24 protein-coding genes and 1 other annotated feature are annotated in these 21,608 nt (G+C 38.6%); of the genes, 6 read left to right on the top strand and 18 right to left on the bottom strand.

What is annotated here, in order from left to right; genetic code table 11:
- Nucleotides 1-21 precede the first annotated feature (21 nt).
- From ADJ60_RS01490 to rpsP, 5 genes are all read right to left on the bottom strand, one after another.
- Nucleotides 22-810: an alpha/beta fold hydrolase gene (locus ADJ60_RS01490; protein WP_049542951.1), complete on the bottom strand. Its 789-nt coding sequence runs from the start codon at nucleotides 808-810 to the stop codon at nucleotides 22-24.
- A 107-nt stretch (nucleotides 811-917) separates the two neighbouring features.
- Nucleotides 918-1,469, bottom strand: coding sequence for a hypothetical protein (locus tag ADJ60_RS01485; protein ID WP_023943056.1), 552 nt, complete (start codon nucleotides 1,467-1,469; stop codon nucleotides 918-920).
- 7 nt (nucleotides 1,470-1,476) lie between these two features.
- Nucleotides 1,477-1,803, bottom strand: coding sequence for a MazG nucleotide pyrophosphohydrolase domain-containing protein (locus tag ADJ60_RS01480; RefSeq protein WP_049542949.1), 327 nt, complete (start codon nucleotides 1,801-1,803; stop codon nucleotides 1,477-1,479).
- Nucleotides 1,804-1,846: 43 nt separating this feature from the next.
- Entirely contained in the window at nucleotides 1,847-2,086 is a 240-nt protein-coding gene (kphA, locus tag ADJ60_RS01475; protein WP_000379617.1) for an RNA-binding protein KphA, read from the bottom strand.
- Between the two features lie 19 nt (nucleotides 2,087-2,105).
- Nucleotides 2,106-2,378 (bottom strand): 30S ribosomal protein S16, encoded by a 273-nt coding sequence (rpsP, locus tag ADJ60_RS01470; RefSeq protein WP_000268760.1) that lies wholly within the window; start codon nucleotides 2,376-2,378, stop codon nucleotides 2,106-2,108.
- A 687-nt stretch (nucleotides 2,379-3,065) separates the two neighbouring features.
- Between rpsP and ADJ60_RS01465 the strand changes: the two genes are divergently transcribed.
- The 5 genes from ADJ60_RS01465 to ADJ60_RS01440 all read left to right on the top strand — a co-directional run bounded on the left by ADJ60_RS01465 (nucleotide 3,066) and on the right by ADJ60_RS01440 (nucleotide 6,918).
- Complete coding sequence (locus tag ADJ60_RS01465; protein WP_049542946.1) at nucleotides 3,066-3,662, top strand: hypothetical protein; 597 nt, start codon at nucleotides 3,066-3,068, stop codon at nucleotides 3,660-3,662.
- Nucleotides 3,663-3,664: 2 nt separating this feature from the next.
- On the top strand, nucleotides 3,665-3,889 hold the full coding sequence (locus ADJ60_RS01460; protein ID WP_001041097.1) for a helix-turn-helix transcriptional regulator: 225 nt from the start codon (nucleotides 3,665-3,667) through the stop codon (nucleotides 3,887-3,889).
- 585 nt (nucleotides 3,890-4,474) lie between these two features.
- On the top strand, nucleotides 4,475-5,218 hold the full coding sequence (locus ADJ60_RS01450) for a DeoR/GlpR family DNA-binding transcription regulator (RefSeq protein WP_049542945.1): 744 nt from the start codon (nucleotides 4,475-4,477) through the stop codon (nucleotides 5,216-5,218).
- A 12-nt stretch (nucleotides 5,219-5,230) separates the two neighbouring features.
- Nucleotides 5,231-6,043 (top strand): HAD family hydrolase, encoded by an 813-nt coding sequence (locus ADJ60_RS01445; protein ID WP_049542943.1) that lies wholly within the window; start codon nucleotides 5,231-5,233, stop codon nucleotides 6,041-6,043.
- Between the two features lie 71 nt (nucleotides 6,044-6,114).
- On the top strand, nucleotides 6,115-6,918 hold the full coding sequence (locus ADJ60_RS01440) for a peptidylprolyl isomerase (RefSeq protein WP_049542942.1): 804 nt from the start codon (nucleotides 6,115-6,117) through the stop codon (nucleotides 6,916-6,918).
- Nucleotides 6,919-6,973: 55 nt separating this feature from the next.
- On the opposite strand, the gene ADJ60_RS01435 is transcribed toward ADJ60_RS01440, so the two are convergent.
- The 7 genes from ADJ60_RS01435 to ADJ60_RS01405 form a co-directional block, all read right to left on the bottom strand.
- Complete coding sequence (locus ADJ60_RS01435; protein ID WP_000025380.1) at nucleotides 6,974-8,515, bottom strand: ABC-F family ATP-binding cassette domain-containing protein; 1,542 nt, start codon at nucleotides 8,513-8,515, stop codon at nucleotides 6,974-6,976.
- Between the two features lie 116 nt (nucleotides 8,516-8,631).
- On the bottom strand, nucleotides 8,632-9,105 hold the full coding sequence (locus tag ADJ60_RS01430) for a VanZ family protein (RefSeq protein ID WP_049542941.1): 474 nt from the start codon (nucleotides 9,103-9,105) through the stop codon (nucleotides 8,632-8,634).
- A complete protein-coding gene (rlmN, locus tag ADJ60_RS01425) occupies nucleotides 9,105-10,190 on the bottom strand; it encodes a 23S rRNA (adenine(2503)-C(2))-methyltransferase RlmN (RefSeq protein WP_049542940.1) in 1,086 nt (361 codons plus the stop codon). The genes ADJ60_RS01430 and rlmN overlap by 1 nt, the downstream gene beginning before the upstream one ends.
- Before the next feature lie 20 nt (nucleotides 10,191-10,210).
- Entirely contained in the window at nucleotides 10,211-10,741 is a 531-nt protein-coding gene (locus ADJ60_RS01420; RefSeq protein WP_049542939.1) for a YutD family protein, read from the bottom strand.
- Between the two features lie 155 nt (nucleotides 10,742-10,896).
- A complete protein-coding gene (sodA, locus tag ADJ60_RS01415) occupies nucleotides 10,897-11,502 on the bottom strand; it encodes a superoxide dismutase SodA (protein ID WP_049542938.1) in 606 nt (201 codons plus the stop codon).
- A gap of 172 nt (nucleotides 11,503-11,674) precedes the next feature.
- A complete protein-coding gene (gene holA, locus ADJ60_RS01410; RefSeq protein ID WP_049542937.1) occupies nucleotides 11,675-12,712 on the bottom strand; it encodes a DNA polymerase III subunit delta in 1,038 nt (345 codons plus the stop codon).
- Nucleotides 12,713-12,745: 33 nt separating this feature from the next.
- Complete coding sequence (locus tag ADJ60_RS01405; protein ID WP_023946400.1) at nucleotides 12,746-13,681, bottom strand: dihydroorotate oxidase; 936 nt, start codon at nucleotides 13,679-13,681, stop codon at nucleotides 12,746-12,748.
- Nucleotides 13,682-13,906: 225 nt separating this feature from the next.
- Between ADJ60_RS01405 and gdhA the strand changes: the two genes are divergently transcribed.
- Nucleotides 13,907-15,253 carry an NADP-specific glutamate dehydrogenase gene (gene gdhA / locus ADJ60_RS01400; RefSeq protein ID WP_049542936.1) on the top strand — a complete coding sequence of 449 codons (1,347 nt, stop codon included), beginning with the start codon at nucleotides 13,907-13,909 and terminating at the stop codon, nucleotides 15,251-15,253.
- 93 nt (nucleotides 15,254-15,346) lie between these two features.
- On the opposite strand, the gene ADJ60_RS01395 is transcribed toward gdhA, so the two are convergent.
- The 6 genes from ADJ60_RS01395 to ADJ60_RS01370 all read right to left on the bottom strand — a co-directional run bounded on the left by ADJ60_RS01395 (nucleotide 15,347) and on the right by ADJ60_RS01370 (nucleotide 21,607).
- The gene (locus ADJ60_RS01395; protein WP_020901488.1) at nucleotides 15,347-15,991 is read right to left on the bottom strand and encodes a TetR/AcrR family transcriptional regulator; all 645 of its coding nucleotides are present in this window, start codon (nucleotides 15,989-15,991) and stop codon (nucleotides 15,347-15,349) included.
- Nucleotides 15,992-16,007: 16 nt separating this feature from the next.
- The gene (locus ADJ60_RS01390) at nucleotides 16,008-17,012 is read right to left on the bottom strand and encodes an NADP-dependent oxidoreductase (RefSeq protein WP_049542935.1); all 1,005 of its coding nucleotides are present in this window, start codon (nucleotides 17,010-17,012) and stop codon (nucleotides 16,008-16,010) included.
- Nucleotides 17,013-17,292: 280 nt separating this feature from the next.
- A complete protein-coding gene (gene rplL / locus ADJ60_RS01385) occupies nucleotides 17,293-17,661 on the bottom strand; it encodes a 50S ribosomal protein L7/L12 (RefSeq protein WP_001196965.1) in 369 nt (122 codons plus the stop codon).
- Nucleotides 17,662-17,733: 72 nt separating this feature from the next.
- Nucleotides 17,734-18,234: a 50S ribosomal protein L10 gene (gene rplJ, locus ADJ60_RS01380; RefSeq protein WP_001287277.1), complete on the bottom strand. Its 501-nt coding sequence runs from the start codon at nucleotides 18,232-18,234 to the stop codon at nucleotides 17,734-17,736.
- Between the two features lie 38 nt (nucleotides 18,235-18,272).
- Nucleotides 18,273-18,408, bottom strand: a sequence feature (ribosomal protein L10 leader region).
- A gap of 76 nt (nucleotides 18,409-18,484) precedes the next feature.
- Nucleotides 18,485-19,744, bottom strand: coding sequence for a TRZ/ATZ family protein (locus ADJ60_RS01375; protein ID WP_049542934.1), 1,260 nt, complete (start codon nucleotides 19,742-19,744; stop codon nucleotides 18,485-18,487).
- A gap of 114 nt (nucleotides 19,745-19,858) precedes the next feature.
- Entirely contained in the window at nucleotides 19,859-21,607 is a 1,749-nt protein-coding gene (locus tag ADJ60_RS01370; protein ID WP_049542933.1) for an ABC transporter ATP-binding protein, read from the bottom strand.
- Between the last annotated feature and the right edge of the window lies 1 nt (nucleotide 21,608).

Here is a 21,608-nt window from a genome sequence, read left to right as displayed (position 1 = left end):
TGTACTCTATTTCTATCCATCTTATTCGGACAATTCTCGAATAATAGTCACAATTTTTTCTGATTCTGACCATTGTAAATAATGGTGATTCCCTCCTAAAATGAGTTTAGTATTGGAAGTCCAATATTCTGATTCTCTGTACTCTTTTTCTCTATAAGGCTGACAAAAAATAAATACAGGGATATAAGATTCTATAGATACATTCTCAAAATCTTCCTCAGTAATCTCTCCAGATATCTGAAATCCTGTATCTTGATTTTCCAACTCTGAACCTTTTTCTTGCATTATTTCCCAGATTTCTTTATTAATCTCAGGGCTAAATGTTGCTTGAGTTAAGTTCTTAAAATAAAGTTCAGGACCAAATTCTTCAATCAGTCTCATTTGCTCTTCCATTTCTGGATAAGGATTTTCTGAAAAATCAGCAAACATTACTTTTTTAGTTGTCGGTTCAAGCGCTACTAAAGCCTGACACTTAATTGGTTTGTTGAGCAATTCACAAGCTAAAATTCCACTCAAACTATGTACACAAAGTATATATTCAGAAATCCCTAATTCTTCAAGTACTTCATAAACCGCATCTGCAAGATTATCTAGATTTTTTCCAGTTTGGTCATGAATCGGACTCCTACCTGTGTTCGGAAAATCAATTGTCAAATAACCAATTGTAGGAGGAAGTTTTTCAAGTATAAGTGAAAAATTTTCATAACTTGGTAGCAAACCTGCGCCACTTAAACAAACTAGCATTTTCTTTTGTTTTTGATAAGTAACAGAGAGACTACCAATTTCTGTAGATACTTCAAACCTCTTCATAAAGAAATCCACTCGTTCTATATAATGAATTATTAAAAATCCTCATCCTTTATTTTATCACGTTTCAAAGATTTTCTCAAGTTAGAGGAAAATACATAGAGGGCCCGCTATAGTCCAAAAAGTGCTAATATTTTTCTCTTTAATGTTAATTTATATTTGAAAGATGAGATATTTACATTCCCGTTATACATATTGCTATAAAATGTATATTCCCCAATTTCACCCTGACTTGTTTTCCATTTCATTCTTAAACTAGGCATATTCTCTGGTAAATTTGTATGAATCAATAAGCATGTATAATTCTTTAAATTTTTAACTGTATGCAGTTTATTATTTACAATCAAACAATCGTTTCTTGAATCATAGTTTAAAGAATAAAATTCTACTATTTCAATATCAACTTCTTTGGGATAAAAAATCAAATGATTAAAAGGTTTGCTACTTATATTATGTGTAAATTCATGAATATAGTGAAAATTTGTATGTAAAGATTCAAACTCGAATGGTTTAATTTCCTTGATTTCAATATTATTGATATAAACCTTATTTTGGAAAGTTATCTTTATAATCACAGCAATAAATGTCGCAATTTGTAAAATTCGTAATAGCCAATCAATATACATTGACCAATCTATGTTAAAAACACAATCAATATTCATTCTTTTTTCAGTTTTCTTTAAAAAAGCCTTCCAAATCTCGTTCATGCTGATATTTGATAGCCGCCTTTTTGTCTTTTTCAAAAATGGTCTTGGTTAGATCTATGTCGTTGATGGCCGCAATTGCGACAGTGTAGTGAATGATATCAGCCAATTCTTTTGCTAGTTCCTCGTTCGAATCTTGAACTCCCTCTTTTCGACCAGAGCGTCCATTTAAAACCTCAGCAACTTCTCCAACTTCTTCTACTAGCTTAATAAAAAGCCCTTCTTCTGTTCTAGATTGTCGGTAATGGTCAAGTAAATATTCCTCTAGTTGTCTAACTGTTAAATCTCTCATTCTTTCTCCTTGCAAAAAAAGCGAGACATTCGTCCCGCCCTTCTTATTTTTCGTCAATAACGATTCTTACTTTTTTGTCTTCAGTTGGGACAGAGTAGACAATCGTTCTTATCGCAGAAATAGTGCGACCCTTACGACCGATTACACGACCCACATCGCTTTGATCAAGATCCAAATGATATTCCAAAAACTCTGGTGTATCTTCAATCTTGATAGTTAAGGCATCTGGTTGTGAAATCAAGGGTTTCACAATCGCAATAATGAGATTTTCAATCGTATCCATCTGTCAACCTACTTTAAATTTATTTTGAGAATTTAGAATCGTGGAATTTCTTCAATACACCTTCTTTTGAAAGGATGTTGCGAACTGTATCTGAAGGTTGAGCTCCATCAGCCAACCATGCAAGAACGCGGTCTTCTTTCAAAGTTACTTGGTTTTCAGCAACAAGTGGGTTGTAAGTTCCAACTGTTTCGATGAAACGTCCGTCACGTGGTGAACGTGAATCTGCTACGTTGATACGGTAGAAAGGTTTTTTCTTAGAACCCATACGAGTCAAACGGATTTTAACTGCCATTTTTAAAGTCTCTTTTCTTATTTTTTATTTCGGTGAAATAGCTGAGCTATTTATCACATGTTCTATTATAGCAGATTTCTGGCAGGTGTCAAGAAAAAAACTTGACAGACTATAAAATTTTTAAACCATTTAGAAATTTGTTAGAAGTAGGAAATAAATGTTTGAAAGAAGCTATCCGTGAATACTATTTTATACTCAATGAAAATCAAAGAGCAAACTAGGAAGCTAGCCGCAGGCTGTACTTGAGTACGGCAAGGTAAAGCTGACGTAGTTTGAATTTGATTTTCGAAGAGTATTAGAAACATTTTATAAAGACCATCAAGTCAAACCCTTCATATCGCCTGAACGAGATTTGGATACTTGGCTCCTAAATTCTAAGCCCGTTCCCAAACGAAATATCAAGGATTTTAAGAATGATATCTACTAATTAATTTATAAAATATAAATTAATAGATTCTAAATAGGGGAATAATTTAGTTCTGTAAAAATTAACTTCTACACCTATAACGCTTATTCTGACAGACTTTATAACAGTCTAAGAAAAAAGTAGAGATTCATAGAGTATCTAGATTTTCCAAATAATTGCCACCTTGGCACATAAATTCTTGCTTTCCAGATTTAAATGTGATATATTTATAACATAAAATTTAAGTGTTATATATTTATAACATAAAAAAGGAGTCTATCATGAAAAAAAGTCAAAAAATGCGTGGCCTCATTGCAGTGATTGCCGTAGCTCTCTTTATTGATTTTATTGTTTTATTTGGTTCTAATCTTAGTTGGGGACCCAAGTTAGTTATTACTGGTATTTCAGTGCAAGGTCAAATTGTAGCTATTTGGAGCTGGCTACATATGAAACTATGGTCTCATAAAAGTCAGAAAGGTAAGGGAAAGATTATTTTTGACTTGTCTGCTAAGCTTTACACGATACTTTTGTTTGCAGCAAGCATTTTTTATACAGTAGGAATTTGGGTTGCGACCCCAAGCGAAAGTTCTGGTATTAAAGAATGGATTTTGGGAATTGGCCTCGCTATTGAAGTGATTGCATTTGGTTTTTTCTCTTTAAAAAATGTCAAGGAAACTCCGGACGAACGCTTTTATGCTAATTTAGCAAAGGCAGCTAGCTTGATGTTGGTTTTTATACTAGCCACACTGATGATCCTAGCAGTTATCATTGGGTATATGGGGCCTCTCACTCTTTACATGGGGCAGATATTTATTAGCATAGCTGCCTTGATTTGCATCTTTGCGGTTGTATATTTTATCTTGGAACGTAGAGGATAAGCATGGCCAAAGAAAGCAAGATTATTACTAATCTCAAATCTGTTCGTGAGTCCACAGGCATGACCCAGCAGGAGTTAGCCGACCTCATCGGCATGCGACGCGAGACAATTCTGCACTTGGAAAATAATCGTTACAACCCTTCGCTGGAAATGGCTCTTAAAATTGCTCAAGTTTTTAATCTGAAAGTAGAAGACCTCTTTGAACTCAGACAGAAAGAGGAAGCATAATTCTTTTCGAGACCTATTATTAAGTTCATTGACTAATTAGGAATTGAAGCCAAAAGAAAAAATCCTTTGAAAATGTGCTCTTTTAAAATATAGCAATTCTTTCGAATTAACCTTTACTAATTGTGATGCTTTACGAGCTTTCTTAAGATCTGGTTCCCTAAATACTTTGAGTACACTTATGGCATTGATACCCCTAAGCATCTAAAAACTCTGGTGGAAAAAGGTTATACTCTTGTCGAAACTGCATTTGACTCACTTAACCATCTAAATGCTACTATGAAAAAGAATATTCTGAAAAGCAAGGGAATTACAAGACTGTCTAAGATGAAGGCTACAAATTTGGTCAAAGCCCTTCATGACAACTTTCAGAAGAAGAATTAGCAATCGTGGCTACAAATTGACTCCAAAGGGGGAGCAGATACTGGAACAATACAAGGATATTATCGACCGTCATCCAAAGAAGAATCTTTAATCAACCAAGTCAGGTTGATTTTTTTGTAGATTATTCAAAACACTTATAAAACATTACAAACGTTGACAATCGCTTACAAAAGAGGTATATTAGTATTGAAAGGGGGAATTCATATGTACCAAGAACAACGATTAGAAGAAATCATTAAACTTTTAGAGGATAGAGGAAGTCTATCAGCAAAAGAAATGGTTGACTATTTCCAAGTATCCAAAGATACCATCCGCAGAGATTTTTCTATTCTCGCAAAAGAGAAACGAGCAAAAAGAACTCATGGAGGTTTATTGCCAATTCAAAAGCAAAGGATTCTTGGTTTTCAAGGTCGAGCAGAACAATCTTCCAAAGAAAAAGAGAAAATTGCTCATTTAGCTACCCAACTTATTTCTGAATCACAATTAATTTTCTATGATGTTTCAACAACTGTACTTGAGTTAGCAAAAATAACAGATAAAAAAGTCACTATTTTCAGCCATTCATTAGATAATGCGCTTATTCTAGGAGGGAAAGAAAATGTCGATTTTCACATTCTAGGTGGACGATTTCATAAAAAAAATCGTTTCTATTACTCATTAGAAGAATCGGACATTTTAAACTCTATTAAGTTTGATTTAGCTTTTTTTGGAGCTGCAAGTCTTTCAGATGGTCAAGTTAGTTTTGAAGACCAAGAAGATGTTCTAATGAAAAAGAGAGCATTTAAAACAAGCAAAACTCGTGTCTTACTGGCTGAAACCAGTAAAATAAGCAAACACTCTCACTTTATTCTTTCTGAACTAGCTGATTTTGATTATTGGATTACAGACAAAGAACCCGATATAGAAATTCAGAAATATTTAGATGGTAAAACAACTATTCTATTTTAAAAGAGGTTAACTATGACAAATATTAAATTGATTATAACCGATATTGACGGAACAATTTTAGACAAAAATCACCAGATAGACTCTTATTTGCCAGAACTGATGCCAATTTTAAAACAAAAAGAAATCCCTTTTGTCTTAGCTTCTGCTCGCTCACCTCTCGGTATTGCTCCAATCTCTAAAGAACTAGGTATTAGTAACTTCCCAATCGCATGTTATAACGGTGCCCTTATCAGTAAGGGGGATGAGGTCCTAAGTCAGCATTCTATTGATAAAAAAGAATTAACATTTCTTCATGATTTTTTAAAAAGAGAATTTCCGACAGTTTCTATCAATGTTTATTCTGGACAAGATTGGTTTGTTAATACTTTAGATAAATGGGTACAAATCGAAGCCGATATTACTGGAGAAAGTCCAAAAGTTACATCTATAACAGATTTGATAAAAGAGGAATATACTCTTGTTCATAAACTATTATTAATTGATAAAGCAGACACTATACAGAAACTGCAAAACACCTTATCCATTATGGATTTCCCTCAAACGGATTTTTATCTCTCCAAGAATAACTATCTTGAAGTCACACATAATCAAGTATCTAAAAAACAGGCTCTGTTAGAATTGGCTAACTACTATCAAATTTCCCCAAAGGAGATTATGGCCTTGGGTGACAATTATAATGATGTTCCCATGATTGAAACCGCAGGCCTTGGTATTGCAATGGGAAATGCACCTACAGATGTCAAATCCTGTGCAAATGCAGTAACAGATTCTAATGAACAAAATGGAGTAAGTCAAGCTATAAAGTTATATGTGTTATCAGAATAATCTCTATTGATATTTGAAATAAACTTCCTTTTAGGGTACAATGGTAGAAATGAATTTTTGAGAGGAACAGAATGAAAAAACTAGCAACCCTTCTTTTACTATCCACTGTAGCCCTAGCTGGGTGTAGCAGCATCCAACGTAGTTTGCGTGGTGATGACTATGTAGATTCCAGTCTTGCTGCTGAAGAAAGTTCCAAAGCAGCTGCCCAATCTGCCAAGGAGTTAAACGATGCTTTAACAAACGAAAACGCCAATTTCCCACAACTATCTAAAGAAGTTGCTGAAGACGAGGCTGAAGTGATTCTCCACACAAGTCAAGGAGATATCCGTATCAAACTCTTCCCTAAACTCGCTCCTCTAGCGGTTGAAAACTTCCTCACTCATGCTAAAGAAGGCTACTATAACGGTATTACCTTCCACCGTGTCATCGATGGCTTTATGGTCCAAACTGGAGATCCAAAGGGAGACGGTACAGGTGGTCAGTCTATCTGGCATGACAAGGATAAAACTAAAGACAAGGGAACTGGTTTCAAAAACGAGATTACTCCATATCTCTATAACATCCGTGGTGCTCTTTCTATGGCTAATACTGGTCAACCAAACACCAATGGTAGCCAATTCTTCATCAACCAAAACTCTACAGATACCTCTGCTAAACTCCCTACAAACAAGTATCCAAAGAAAATCATCGAAGCCTATAAAGAAGGGGGAAACCCTAGTCTAGATGGCAAACACCCAGTCTTTGGTCAAGTGATTGACGGTATGGATGTTGTAGATAAAATTGCTAAAGTCGAAAAAGATGAAAAAGACAAGCCAACTACTGCTATCACAATCGACAGCATCGAAGTGGTGAAAGACTACGATTTTAAATCTTAAAAACCAAAAAAATACAGTACCCACATTCGGTACTGTATTTCTTTTATCCTTATTTTTAAGTTAAATTATTAAAATCCCAGATTTGGTCCATCCAACCTTCATAGAAGTCTGGTTCGTGACAGACCATAAGAATAGATCCCTTGTATTCTTTAAGAGCGCGTTTGAGTTCATCCTTGGCATCCACATCCAAGTGGTTGGTCGGCTCGTCCAGCACTAAAACGTTGTTTTCACGATTCATCAAGAGACAGAAACGAACTTTGGCTTGTTCCCCACCTGACAAAACCTGAATTTGACTTTCGATATGCTTAGTTGTCAGGCCACAACGGGCAAGGGCTGCACGGACTTCTGCTTGATTAAGGGCAGGAAAGGCATTCCAGACAGCTTCAAGAGGTGTTTGACGATTGCCTCCTTCTACTTCCTGTTCAAAGTAGCCAAGTTCTAGGTAGTCTCCACGTTCAACCTCTCCAGCGATTGGCGGGATAATGCCCAATAGAGACTTCAAGAGAGTTGTTTTCCCGATACCGTTGGCACCGATAATAGCAACCTTTTGATTGCGTTCAAAGGTAAGATTTAAAGGCTTAGTCAGAGGACGGTCATAACCAATCTGCAAATCCTTGGCTTGGAAGATAAAGCGCCCTGGCGTACGAGCTGATTTGAAATCAAAGGATGGCTTTGGTTTCTCACTTTGGAGTTCGATAATATCCATCTTATCCAATTTCTTCTGACGAGACATGGCCATATTTCGTGTTGCAACACGCGCTTTGTTTCGAGCGACGAAGTCCTTGAGGTCGGCAATCTCTTTCTGCTGACGTTCGTAGGCAGCCTCCAGCTGAGATTTCTTCATGGCATAGACTTCTTGGAACTGGTAGTAGTCACCAGAGTAACGCGTCAGCTGTTGATTTTCCACATGATAGACAATATTGATAACGTCATTTAGGAATGGAATATCGTGTGAAATAAGAACAAAGGCATTCTCATAGTTTTGGAGATAGCGCTTGAGCCAGTCAATATGCTCAGCATCCAAGTAGTTGGTCGGCTCGTCCAACAGCAAGATATCAGGCTTTTCAAGGAGAAGTTTTGCCAAAAGCACCTTGGTTCTTTGCCCACCTGACAAAGAGGTTACATCCGTATCCATGCCAAAGTCCATGACACCAAGGGCACGCGCTACTTCGTCAATCTTAGCATCCAAGGTATAGAAATCACGACTCTCTAAACGGTCTTGGAGTTCTCCCACTTCTTCCATGAGAGCATCAACATCCGCACCGTCTTCAGCCATTTCCATATAGAGGTCATTGATACGGGCTTCAGCTTTGAATAGCTCATCAAAGGCCGTACGGAGAACATCGCGTACCGACTGCCCTTCAGCAAGAACGGAGTGCTGATCCAAGTAACCGGCAGTCACATATTTGGACCACTCAACCTTCCCTTCATCTGGCAGCATTTTACCAGTCACGATACTCATAAAGGTTGATTTTCCTTCACCATTGGCACCGACCAGACCGATATGTTCTCCCTTGAGGAGACGGAAGGACACATCTTCAAAAATTGCACGGTCACCAAAACCGTGACTCAGATTTTTAACTTCTAAAATACTCATTTTAATTCCTTATCTTGTTTTTATACTCTTCGAAAATCAAATTCAAACCACGTCAGCTTCACCTTGCCGTACTCAAGTACAGCCTGCGGCTAGCTTCCTAGTTTGCTCTTTGATTTTCATTTAGTATTATGTAATCGGTTATAGAGGAGCCAAGCCAGATAGCCACCCAAGGTATTGGTCCACAAATCATCAATCTCAAAGACTCGATTAAAATCAAAGAAAAAGTCCAAGACCAACTGCGTACACTCGATTCCAAGACTCACTAGAAAACTGAAAAGAAGGACCTTTTTTGTTTTCCGCAAGTTTGGAAGGAGATAAAGGAGTTGGAAAATCAGAGGAAAAAGTAAGAAGACATTGAGGATATTTTGTAGAAAAATCCAATATAATTGTCCAATGTCACTCACTTCACCTAGTTTCCAGAGAGAATTGAAAGGAGTCAAAAGAAAAACCAGGCGTCCAAGATGCTGAATACCTGGAGTTTCCACTCCCACGGGAGATTGTTCTTGAGGAGTAAAGCAAAAATAGACGATACAAATGCTATAGAAAATGACTCCCCAGACCAAAACATGATTATAACTCTTCTTCATCATTAAGGATTGACTGCTGCGACTGCTTTCTGGCGGTCACGTTTCATTGTATTGGAACGCAATTGTCCACAAGCTGCATCAATATCAGTACCATGCTCTTGACGAACAACACAGTTAACCCCTTTTTTCTTAAGCGTATCATAAAAGGCCAGGACGCGCTCTTTAGGACTACGGCTATATTGGTCATGCTCACTAACTGGGTTATAAGGAATCAAGTTTACATAAGACAATTTCTTGATGTTCTTGAGCAATTCAGCCAATTCCAAGGCTTGTTCTACACCGTCATTGACTTCATTGAGCATGATATACTCAAAGGTCACACGACGATTAGTTGTCTCAATGTAGTACTCAATAGCCGCAAAGAGTTTTTCAATCGGAAAGGCACGGTTAATCTTCATGATGCTTGAACGCAATTCATTGTTGGGTGCGTGAAGGGAAACAGCAAGATTGACCTGAACTCCTTCATTAGCAAAATCACGAATTTTATGGGCCAAACCTGACGTAGAAACCGTGATGTGACGAGCACCAATGGCCATTCCTTTATCATCATTGATTGTACGAACGAAATTTAAGACATTGTTATAGTTATCAAAGGGTTCACCAATTCCCATGACAACGATATGGCTGACGCGTTCATCCTGACCACGCTCATCAAAGTACTTCTGAAACAGCATGATTTGCGCTACGATTTCACCGTTATTGAGGTCACGTTGCTTCTTGATCAAACCAGAGGCACAAAAGGTACAACCGATATTACACCCGACCTGAGTGGTCACACAGACAGACAAACCATAGTGTTGACGCATGAGTACAGTCTCTATCAACATACCATCAGGCAACTCAAAGAGATATTTGACAGTACCATCAGCAGACTCTTGAACAATACGTTGTTTCAAGGGATTGACCACAAACTGGTCATTAAGCTTAGCAATCAAATCCTTGGAAAGGTTGGTCATCTCTTCAAATGACTGGACACGTTTACGGTAAAGCCATTCCCAGATTTGATCTGCACGGAATTTCTTTTCTCCCTGCTCCAATACCCATTCCTGCATGGTTTGACGTGTTAAACTATAAATTGACGGTTTCATTTCTTCTCCTTATTCTCTACTCACTTCTGACGAATGACAAAATGACGTTGCCCCTTGTCCTCTTTCTGAGAATGCTGGTCCTTCTGACGACGTCTATTTTTCTTATCTGCATTCGGTTTTCGTTTGGTTTGAGACGGTTTTTTTCCTTTTCTAGAAGGCGTCTCTTCTTCCTTCTTACGCATTTTCTTGTCAAATGATGCTCGTTTAGGGGCTTCATTTTCTAAGACAAAATAAGCACAACCATAACTACAATACTCTAAAAGGTAGTCTTGTAAACGACTGATTTTTTCAAGTTTTTCTTCTGTTCGGTCATCCTTGTAAAAACCTCGTAGGCGAAGCTGTTCGTTGCTCCAATCTCCCACGATATAATCAAACTTGGTTAAGACTTCTGAAAAACGCTGATTAAAAGCCGTCACATCAAAGGCATCCTTGATATTTTCCACCAAGGAAAAAGCTATCCCTTCCGTTTCAACCTTGTCCCTATGTAAATGGAACTCAGGACCAGGAAACTTGTTATAGTTGTATAATTCAGGTGCAATTTCTTTTCGCATAGATATCCTTTTTCACGATTACTTAATACTTTATTCTACCATAATTTCTAGCAGTTAGCACGTTTCTCATAAAAATGAAAAAAGTCTGACGATTTTGTCAGACCAGACTTATATAACCTAAAAAAGAGAAGAACAATTCTTCCCTCCAACTATCATTATTTAGCAGCTGCGTACAATTCATCTACTTTGTTCCAGTTGATCACTGAGAAGAAAGCTTTGATGTAGTCAGGACGCACGTTGCGGTATTTCACGTAGTAAGCATGTTCCCAAACGTCCAAGCCCAAGATTGGTTTTTTACCTTCTGAGATTGGTGTGTCTTGGTTTGCTGTTGAAGTCACTTCAAGCTTCCCTTCTTTGTTGACAACCAACCATGCCCAGCCAGAACCGAAACGAGTTGTTGCTGCTGCAGTGAAGGCTGCTTGGAATTCTTCAAATGAACCAAATGTTGCATCGATTGCTGCTGCAAGTTCTGCTGATGGGGCTGTTTTTTCAGGAGTCATCAATTCCCAGAAAAGAGCGTGGTTCAAGTGTCCACCACCATTGTTAATAAGTGCTTGACGGACATCAGCTGGGATAGATTCTACATCAGCAAGCAAGGCTTCAAGATCTTCGCCGATTTCAGGGTGTTTTTCAAGAGCTGCATTGGCATTGTTGACATAAGTTTGATGGTGTTTGTCATGGTGCAAGTGCATTGTTTCCGCATCGATGTATGGTTCCAAAGCGTCGTATGCATATGGAAGATCTGGTAAGATAATAGCCATCTGTAATACCTCTTTTTCTTTCTATATGAAAATGATAACGCAAACATTCACTTTTTTCAAGTTTTTTGCTTATAGATGAAGAAATCACTGAAATACTTTCGAATAAAATAAGAAAATCAGCAAGAAACCCACGACAAGCTAATCCTGACGCGGGTTGTAGTTTCAAAAAATATCAATTGACCTGACTAGCAATCTGTAAGAGTGCCTTTTCAAAAAGGAAACCTTTTTCATAAAGACCTGTTTTAATCTGATAGTCTGTCTCAATCAAATAGGAAATAGCTTGCTTCAAAAAGCTCAAGGAAAGTCCTCGCGAATCTCTTAATGCAAACTTGATTTGATAGGGATTGGGAATGCGCCCTAGATAACTACCTAGACTACTTGCAATCTGCGATTCTGTTTGGCCAGACTCCGCCAAAATTTTCACCTGAGTAAAAGTCCGAAATTGTCCTAGCATGACTGCAATCAACTTGATTTCATCTTCCCCTTGCAAGGTCAAGTCTCTAACCAAGTCGCGCGCCTGGTCCATCTTTTTTGTCAGAATAAACTGAGTTAAATCAAAAATATTGTCCTGCAAGGTCTTAGGAATATCATTGACAATATCCTCTTCCTCGATAACAGAATCCGCCTTATAGGAATGTAAAAAGAGGAGATTTTTCTGGATTTCGCTAAATTGAAAACCAGATTTGATAAGTAGATTTTCAAAGGATTGCCCCACAAACTGCAGACCTTGTTTCTGGCTCCACTTTTGGAAATACTGGCGCAATTCTTGTTCTTTGGCTTCTACTGCATCAAAAACCTTGGCATCACGCTTAAGTAATTTGACCAACCGTCTCTTGCTATCCAGTTTTCCTTCCGCAAAGATCAACAACTTGGTTGTTGGCGAAGGGTTATCAAGGTATTCCTCAAACGACTTGAGCTCATCATCTGTTAAAAAGCGTTTCTTGGCTGTTGTGATATCGACAAAATGGTCTAATATCACGATTTTCTCATCCGCAAAGAAAGGGAGACTGACCAACTCCAACTCTAAGTCTTTATAAGCTACTTCTTTCATATCAAAGTAGGCAAAATTGAGGTCGGCAGAATAATACCCAATCTGTTTCAACACTTGACTCTTCATCACTTCAAACTGGCCCTGATCTGTCCCTGTAAACAGGCTCAGGTTAGGTAAATTTGATAAAGTCAACTTCTGGCTTTCTTCAATAGCTAGCATCTTCTCTCCTTTCTTCTGATTTTTCGATTTAATTTAGTCAATGTAGCGCAATTTCCCACGGAAATCTTCTAAGCTCTCATACCCTTTTTCCGACATGATTGCTTTCAGTTCATTGGTAATACGTTCGAAGGCACCAACACCTTCTTTGTGAAGGGTGGTTCCCACCTGTACCATACTAGCACCACAGAGGATGTGTTCAAAAGCATCTCGACCAGTCAGAACACCACCTGTTCCAATGATTTGGATTTGAGGATTTAAACGTTGATAAAAAGCATGAACATTGGCTAGAGCAGTCGGTTTGATGTACTCCCCACCAATCCCACCAAAACCATTCTTAGGTCGAATAACGACAGATTCATCTTCTATATAAAGGCCGTTCCCAATCGAGTTAACACAGTTGACAAACTTGAGCGGATATTTATTGAAAATAGCTGCCGCTTGGTCAAAGTGAACAATGTCAAAATAAGGTGGTAATTTAATCCCAAGAGGTTTGGTAAAGTAGGCAAATACTTCTGCCAAAATTCGGTCAGTTGTCTCAAAATCATAGGCAATCTGAGGTTTACCTGGAACATTTGGACAGGAAAGATTTAGCTCAGCCAGACCACGAAACTCACTCTCTTGGACTTTTTTCAAGATAGTATGGGTTTCCTCTGGAGACATTCCAACTAAGGATAGAAAGAAGGTACGATTCGGTTCCTTTTCTTGTAATTCCAGAAGATAGTTTAGGTAATAATCTAAGCCATTATTTGGCAAGCCCATAGAGTTGATGGAACCAAGTGGAACATCTTGATAGCGTGGCTCAGGATTTCCCTGACGAAAGTCCAAGGTCGCTGTCTTCGTGACAAAGGTTCCTGCTGCTGAGTTTTTAACGCCTTCTAACTCTGCTATCGTCATACAAGCCACACCTGCCGCATTCATCAAACAATTTTCAAACTCAAAACCAGCAATTTGTGTTTTCGTTGATACCATGATTCTGATCCTCCAGATTCCTTTTATTGCTAATATTATACCATATTTTCAGATTTTCTCTTTGAGAAAGATATTTCAAAGAAAAAGGTTCGTTTTTTAGCATGTTCTAAATCAGTTGTTTCAAATTGAAAGAATTTTTAGAAAATTTTTGTTTTTCTCTTTACAGTTAAAAAAAATTCTGCTATAATGACACACATAATTAAATTAGAATTTAAGGAGAACGATATGACATCTGCTAAAGAATATATCCAAAGCGTGTTTGAAACTGTAAAAGCTCGTAACGGGCACGAGGCTGAATTCCTCCAAGCTGTTGAAGAATTTTTCAACACTTTGGAACCTGTATTTGAAAAACACCCTGAGTATATCGAAGAAAATATCTTGGCACGTATTACTGAGCCAGAGCGCGTGATTTCTTTCCGTGTTCCTTGGGTTGACCGTGATGGAAAAATTCAAGTAAACCGTGGTTACCGTGTTCAATTCAACTCAGCTGTTGGACCATACAAAGGCGGACTTCGTTTCCACCCAACTGTTAACCAAGGGATTTTGAAATTCCTCGGATTTGAACAAATCTTTAAAAACGTCTTGACTGGACTTCCAATCGGTGGAGGTAAAGGTGGATCAGACTTTGATCCTAAAGGTAAAACAGATGCTGAAGTGATGCGCTTCTGCCAAAGCTTCATGACTGAATTACAAAAACACATCGGACCATCACTTGACGTACCTGCTGGTGATATCGGTGTAGGTGGACGCGAAATTGGTTACCTTTACGGTCAATACAAACGTCTTAACCAATTTGATGCTGGTGTCTTGACTGGTAAACCTCTTGGGTTTGGTGGTAGCTTGATTCGTCCAGAAGCAACTGGTTACGGTTTGGTTTACTACACTGAAGAAATGCTCAAAGCTAACGGTAATAGCTTTGCTGGTAAGAAAGTGGTCATTTCAGGTTCTGGTAACGTTGCTCAATACGCGCTTCAAAAAGCAACTGAACTTGGTGCAACTGTTATCTCTGTATCTGACTCAAATGGTTATGTCATCGATGAAAATGGTATCGACTTCGATCTATTGGTTGATGTTAAAGAAAAACGTCGCGCTCGTTTGACTGAGTATGCTGCTGAAAAAGCAACTGCAACATATCACGAAGGTTCTGTATGGACTTACGCTGGAAACTATGACATTGCGCTTCCATGTGCGACTCAAAACGAAATCAACGGTGAAGCAGCTAAACGCTTAGTTGCTCAAGGCATTATCTGTGTATCTGAAGGTGCCAACATGCCAAGCGACCTTGATGCCATCAAAGTTTACAAAGAAAATGGTATTTTCTACGGACCTGCCAAAGCTGCCAATGCCGGTGGTGTAGCCGTTTCAGCCCTTGAAATGAGCCAAAACAGTCTTCGCCTTTCATGGACTCGTGAAGAAGTTGATGGACGTCTCAAAGACATCATGACAAACATCTTCAATACAGCTAAAACAACTTCAGAAACATATGGTCTTGATAAAGACTACCTTGCAGGAGCTAACATTGCTGCCTTTGAAAATGTAGCAAACGCTATGATTGCCCAAGGTATTGTTTAAGATTCATTTGCTTAATCCTCAATCGCTTCGATTGGGGATTTTTATGTTGAATCCAAAAAACTCACCATTAACAGTGAGTTTTAACATCAGAATTTATTTTACTTTCATTAGGGCAGATGACAAACATTCAACAATCTCATCAACTGCTTCATCTATGTTTATAGTTCCTTCATCATTCAACATCATGGGAATAAGATAAGAAAAACTCAATGCTAAAATGTAACGAACAATTCTTTCATTTGACCAATTTAGAATAAGTCCTTTTTCTTTAAATTGATTTAAAACAGGGCTAATTGGTTCTATTATAGATTGAACAATAATATTTCCTAACTGAATAGAAAGATTTTTATCAATAAAAGAACGCCCCAAGAGAATTTTAACATGCATTTGATTCTCCTGAATGAAAAAGAGCCTATCTCGAACAATACTTTTTAAAAAGAAGGGAAAAGTTTCTTGATCTACTGTGAATTTTTTTTCTGAGAAATCCGCAATCACTTCTGGAATAACCTGTTCTAGAAAAGTAGATAAAATGGCTTCTAAAATACCTTCCTTTGTTTTAAAGTAACTAAAAACAGTTCCTTCTGACACTCCAGCACGTTCGGCAATAAGGCTGGACGTTGTATTCTCAAATCCAATTTCTGAGAATAATTTTAAGCTTGATAATAATACTCGACGTTGTTTCAAGCTCAAGTTGCTAACTTCTAACGTCTGAGCATACTTTTGTTCTAAACTTTCCATCGCTAGCACCTCTCTTCTACTCTCTTACTTTTACGACTTTTTTGCCTCGACTGTGTCCCATTTTCAGACTACGATAGGCTTCTCTAACTGACTTTAGAGAAAAGTCATACACTTGATCAATTTTCAGCTGAACCTTCCCGTCTGAGACCATTTCAGCTAAAGTGCTAAAATCATCATATGTGGAATGTCTCGGACCAGTAAACTGAGCACCTTTTATCATAACATAGGGCGAAGGTACTAATGTCCCAATAGCTGTCCCTTTCAAGCCTAAACTAAAAGCCAATCTAACATAATCAGATCCATAACAATCCAAAAATTTTGTAATAGGCGTTGGACTAGCTGATAGAAGAGCCTTCTTGATATTCTCTTCGTAACTTACTGGTATGGCACCTAAAGACTTCAGATACTCTGCATTTTTCTTACTTGCTATTCCAATCACTGTCGCCCCCTTAGCAACTGCATACTGTACTGCAATACTTCCAATACCTCCTGCTGCAGCTGAAATAACAACAGTATCTCTTGAATTTAAACCGATTCTTCTAAAAGCCCCACCCACAGTTAGAGCAGCTACTCCCATAGTAGCTGCGTGAGTCATGTCGATCATCTCTGGTTTGAATACAATTTCCGATTCATTGACACAAATTTCTGTTGCTAAAGCTCCCCTCTTAGTTCCCAAACCAGGATCGCTAATCATTGTTCCAAACACCTTATCTCCTACTGAAAACCTAGTTACTTCATTTCCAACTTCTGTAATAACTCCAGAAAAATCTCTCCCCACACCTCTTGGAAATAGAGATGATTTGGATTCAAACCAACGACTTGGTTTCCTTAATTTCGTTATAAAAGATAGAAATCGAAGGGGTTTCGCTCCCTCAAAAGTTTTATAATCAATAGGATTTAAACCAACAGCATGAACTTCTACTCTCACTTGATTTACATCCAAGGCTGTAGAGTCTATCTGCAGCAAATCCAAGTCCTCTTCGTTACCGAAACGACTGTACTCTATTGCTTCAACAACCATTTTCTTTACTCCTTAATTTCACAAAAATTGAGTGAGCACTCATTTTTATAAATTATACTCTTAATTTGTAAGAAAATCAATATTATCGTTTGATAACGATTTATGACATGATACAAATATCCATCATTTCGATTTACCAATATGATTCTTTCAATCTAACTCTCCTCACTTTTAAAGATTCCTTTCCCCTTTTTTGCCCCCTGGCACATAAAAATAAAAACCGCTACTCCTAAGAATAGCGGTTTAATCATGTTTTTAAGCTACTAATGTAGTCGCTCTATTATTTAAGAGTAACTGAAGCTCCAGCTTCTTCCAATTTAGCTTTGATTTCTTCAGCTTCTGCAGTTGCAACGCCTTCTTTAACAAGTGCTGGTGCACCGTCAACAAGTTCTTTAGCTTCTTTAAGTCCAAGACCTGTGATTTCACGTACAACTTTGATAACGCCAACTTTTTTGTCGCCTGCAGATGTCAATTCAACGTCGAATGAATCTTTAGCAGCACCAGCGTCAGCAGCACCAGCTGCAGCAACAGCTACAGGAGCAGCTGCAGTTACACCAAATTCTTCTTCGATAGCTTTTACAAGGTCGTTCAATTCAAGGATTGAAGCTTCTTTAATTTCAGCAATAATGTTTTCAATGTTCAATGCCATTGTTATTTCCTCCAAATATGTTTTAAATTTATAATAGATTTTCGTAGCTAGGCTACGCTGCGTAGCTTAAGATTAAGCTGCGTCTTCTTTGTTGTCTGCAACCGCTTTGACTGCAAGAGCAACGTTGCGCACTGGCGCTTGAAGTACAGAAAGGAGCATAGAAAGAAGTCCTTCGCGGTTTGGAAGAGTTGCAAGAGCAAGAATCTCTTCTTTAGATGCGACAGCGCCTTCGATTGCACCACCTTTGATTTCAAGTGCTTCAGCGTTTTTAGAAAAGTCGTTCAAGATTTTCGCTGGTGCGATAACATCTTCGTTAGAAAATGCTACTGCAGATGGTCCAACAAATACAGATGCAAGATCTTCAAGACCAGCTTTTTCAGCTGCACGACGCAAGATTGAGTTTTTAATCACTTTATACTCAACTTCGCTTCCACGAAGCTCACGACGAAGAACTGTATCTTGCTCAACTGTCAAACCACGAGCGTCTACAACGACGATAGATGCAGCAGCTTTCATTTTTTCAGCTACTACGTCAACTAGTTCCGCTTTTTTAGCAATAATTGCTTCACTCATTAGTGTGTTCACCTCCGTTATTATTTTGCTTGGGGAATTTTTCCAAAAGAAAAACGCGCCCAAACCTAGACACGAAAGTACAATACGCTTCTTTTTACATGATACGTTTTGTCCTCGGTAGGATATTTATGAGTCGAGCTCCCCTACTGTCTTAGGCAGTTTTTTCAAACCGTATATAAGTATAGCATAGTCAAAAAAAGAATGCAAGATTTTTGCAAACTTTTTTTAAGATTTTTTCGTAATTTTTCTTTTAAAGTTCTACTGTTAGGACTTGACCTTGCTTAACAACCTGTTCTCCGCCGATATAGACATCATCAACATCACTGGATTTAACAACATAAACCAGATGAGAAAGCATATTTTCTTGAGGTTGGAGATGAATTTTCCCTTGTGGTTGAATAACGAGAAAATCTGCTTGCTTGCCGACTTCCAAACTTCCTATCTGTTCGTCCATTCCAAGAACCTTAGCACCTTCTATCGTTAGAGCTTTGAGAGCTGTTTCGATAGGAAATTGGCTGGCATCCCCACTTTTCATCTTCTGAAGAAGGGCTGCTGTCCGTCCTTCCTCAAACATGTCTAAATTATTATTAGAAGCGACCGAGTCAGTCGCAATGCCTACTGCTATTCCTGCTTTTTGCAGTTGGATGATGGGAGCAATCCCTGAGGCCAATTTGAGGTTACTGATAGGATTGTGAGCAATAGCCACTTGAGAAGTTGCCAAGCGTTCAATTTCTCGATCGTTTAATTCGACCCCGTGAGCAAAGACTGACGGATGATCTAAATAACCCAGTTCTTCAAGAAAGACGAGGGGGCGTTTGCCGTAGCGTTTCAGGATAATTCCTGACTCCTCCTTGGTCTCAGCCACATGGATATGGATAGGAATATTCAGCTCTTTTGCCATGTCTAAGCTTTCCTCCAGCAAGTCTCTATCACAGCTGTAGGGAGAATGAGGGGCTACCATAACCTTGAAATTTGGATTTTTATATCCAATAATTTCCTCAATGATTGCTCGAGTTTTACTTATCGTCTCAGCAGTTGTTTCTGCCTTTGAAGAAAAGAGGGTCGGTGAAAAATAACAACGCATCTTGGAATCTTTCACTTCCTGATAAATACGTTCAATATCCACACCATTGGGATTATACATATCGTTAAAGGTTGTTGTACCTGACTGGAGCATCTCTGTCAGAGCTTCTTTAACTGCCTTGGTAGTCATGTCGGGTGTAAACTCAGCTTCTGCTGGCCAGATATAGTCATTGAGCCATTCATGGAGATTGCTATCATCTCGAATCCCTCTCAAGCCTGTCATAGCAGAATGGGTGTGGCAATTGACCAATCCAGGCATAATCCAGGCTCCCTGATAGTCTATAATCTGCTCAGCTTGCTCTAAAATCTCTGACTTCTCTTGACCAACATAGACGATTTGAGAATTCTTAACTGCTAAGATTCCATCTAGATAAACATGGAAATCTTGATCACAAGTCACGATATTTACATGCTGATAGACTTTCATTCTAGGCTCCTTTTCTATATGACAATTTACAGTGAATAATTTTTCTAGCTATTGTAACAAAAAAGTCACCCGAAGGCAACTTTTTTCGTTCATAAGATTTTAAAGTAGAAAGGCTTATTCAGAGCTAAAAGCGGCAGCTTGCTGCATTTGGTAATACTTGCCTTTTCTAGCCATGAGGTCCTGATGATTGCCATGCTCCACAATATCGCCATCCACCAAGACAAGAATCAAATCTGCATCCTGAATAGTTGACAAACGGTGAGCAATGATAAAGCTTGTACGCCCCTTCATGAGTTTAGCAAAGGCATCCTGAACTAGCACTTCTGTCCGTGTATCGATGGAGGAAGTTGCCTCGTCTAAGATAAGAATCTTAGGGATAGCTAGAAAGACTCGGGCGATGGTCAAGAGTTGGGCTTGACCGACAGAGAGAGATTCTCCTGCATTTTCCAACTTGGTATCGTATCCCTGTGGCAACTGTTGGATGAAAAAGTCCGCATTGGCTGCTTTGGCAGCAGCAATCACTTGCTCCCGACTAGCATCAGGATTGCCGAAGGCAATATTGTCATGAATGGTCCCTTGCTTGAGCCAGGTTTCCTGTAGCACCATGCCAAACTGCTGGCGTAAAGAGGCACGACTATAGTCATAAATGGAACGACCATCCAGCAAGATAGCTCCAGAGTTAATGGGATAAAAACGCATGAGGAGATTGATAAGAGTTGACTTGCCAGCACCTGTCGGACCAACGATGGCTACCTTACTACCAGCTGGAATATCAATAGATAAATCCTTAATCAAAATCTTTTCAGGATGATAGCCAAAAGAGACATGTCTAAAAGAAATAGCTCCCTTAACTTGGTCACTGGTCAACTCTTCCTTACCACTTTCAGCTACCTCAGGACTCTCTAAGACTCCATAAACACGCTCTGCACAAGCGAGAGCACTTTGCAACTCGGCTAAAACAGAAGAAATATCATTAAAGGGCTTGGTGTACTGTTGGACATAGTTCAAAAAAGTCACTAAACGACCGATGGTCAAGGTAGAGCCTATCATGATACGATAAGCTCCCACTCCAGCTAAAAGTGCGTAAATGAGTGCATTTACAAAGCGAGTCGAAGGATTGACCGTTGAAGAATAAAAGATGGCTGACTGAGAATAGCCTGAGTAGTTGTCATTAGCCTCACGCAATCTTTGGATAAACTCTGTTTGAGCATTAAAGGACTGGATAATAGTCTGCTGACTCAACGATTCTTCAATTAATTGTGTCTGAATTCCCCTTGTCTCTGTTTGCTTTTGGAAGAGATGATAGGAGCGTTTGGCAATAAAGCGTGAGATTACCATAGACAGTGGCGTCAACAGCAAGACTAAGAGAGTCATGAGGAGATGAATTTGAAGCATAGCTAGAATACTAACCAAAATCATTAAGACACCAATAAAAAATTGGTTAAAAATCTTGGTCAAGCCAGCTGCCAACTGTTCGATGTCTGTAGTTACACGACTAACCATCTCACCACTTCCTTGCCGATCCACAAAAGCAATCGGTAAACGATGAAGCTTATGGATGATTCGCTCTCGTAAGTCTCTGGTATAAGAGAAAATTAGGCGATTATAGAGGAGAGGATTGGCCCACTGTACAAGGGTATTTCCTATGACTACCAAGATCATCTGAAGAAAAATTTGCCAAAAAACTGGTGAAGAACCAGCCACTAGGACTTGGTCGATGACCTGCCCAATCAGAATAGGTAGGTAAATTGATAAGCCTACCTGGGCAATAGTTCCTAGAAAGGCTAGAAAAAGGAGGAAGGGATGGCTTGCAAGGTCTTTAGCCAAGCGTGTGAGCGTCTGGTTTGCAGTTTGTCGTCTCATG

It is taken from the genome of Streptococcus pseudopneumoniae (genome assembly GCF_001076775.1).
GTDB classification, from domain to species: domain Bacteria; phylum Bacillota; class Bacilli; order Lactobacillales; family Streptococcaceae; genus Streptococcus; species Streptococcus pseudopneumoniae_G.
This window is presented reverse-complemented; position numbering and strand designations above follow the sequence as displayed.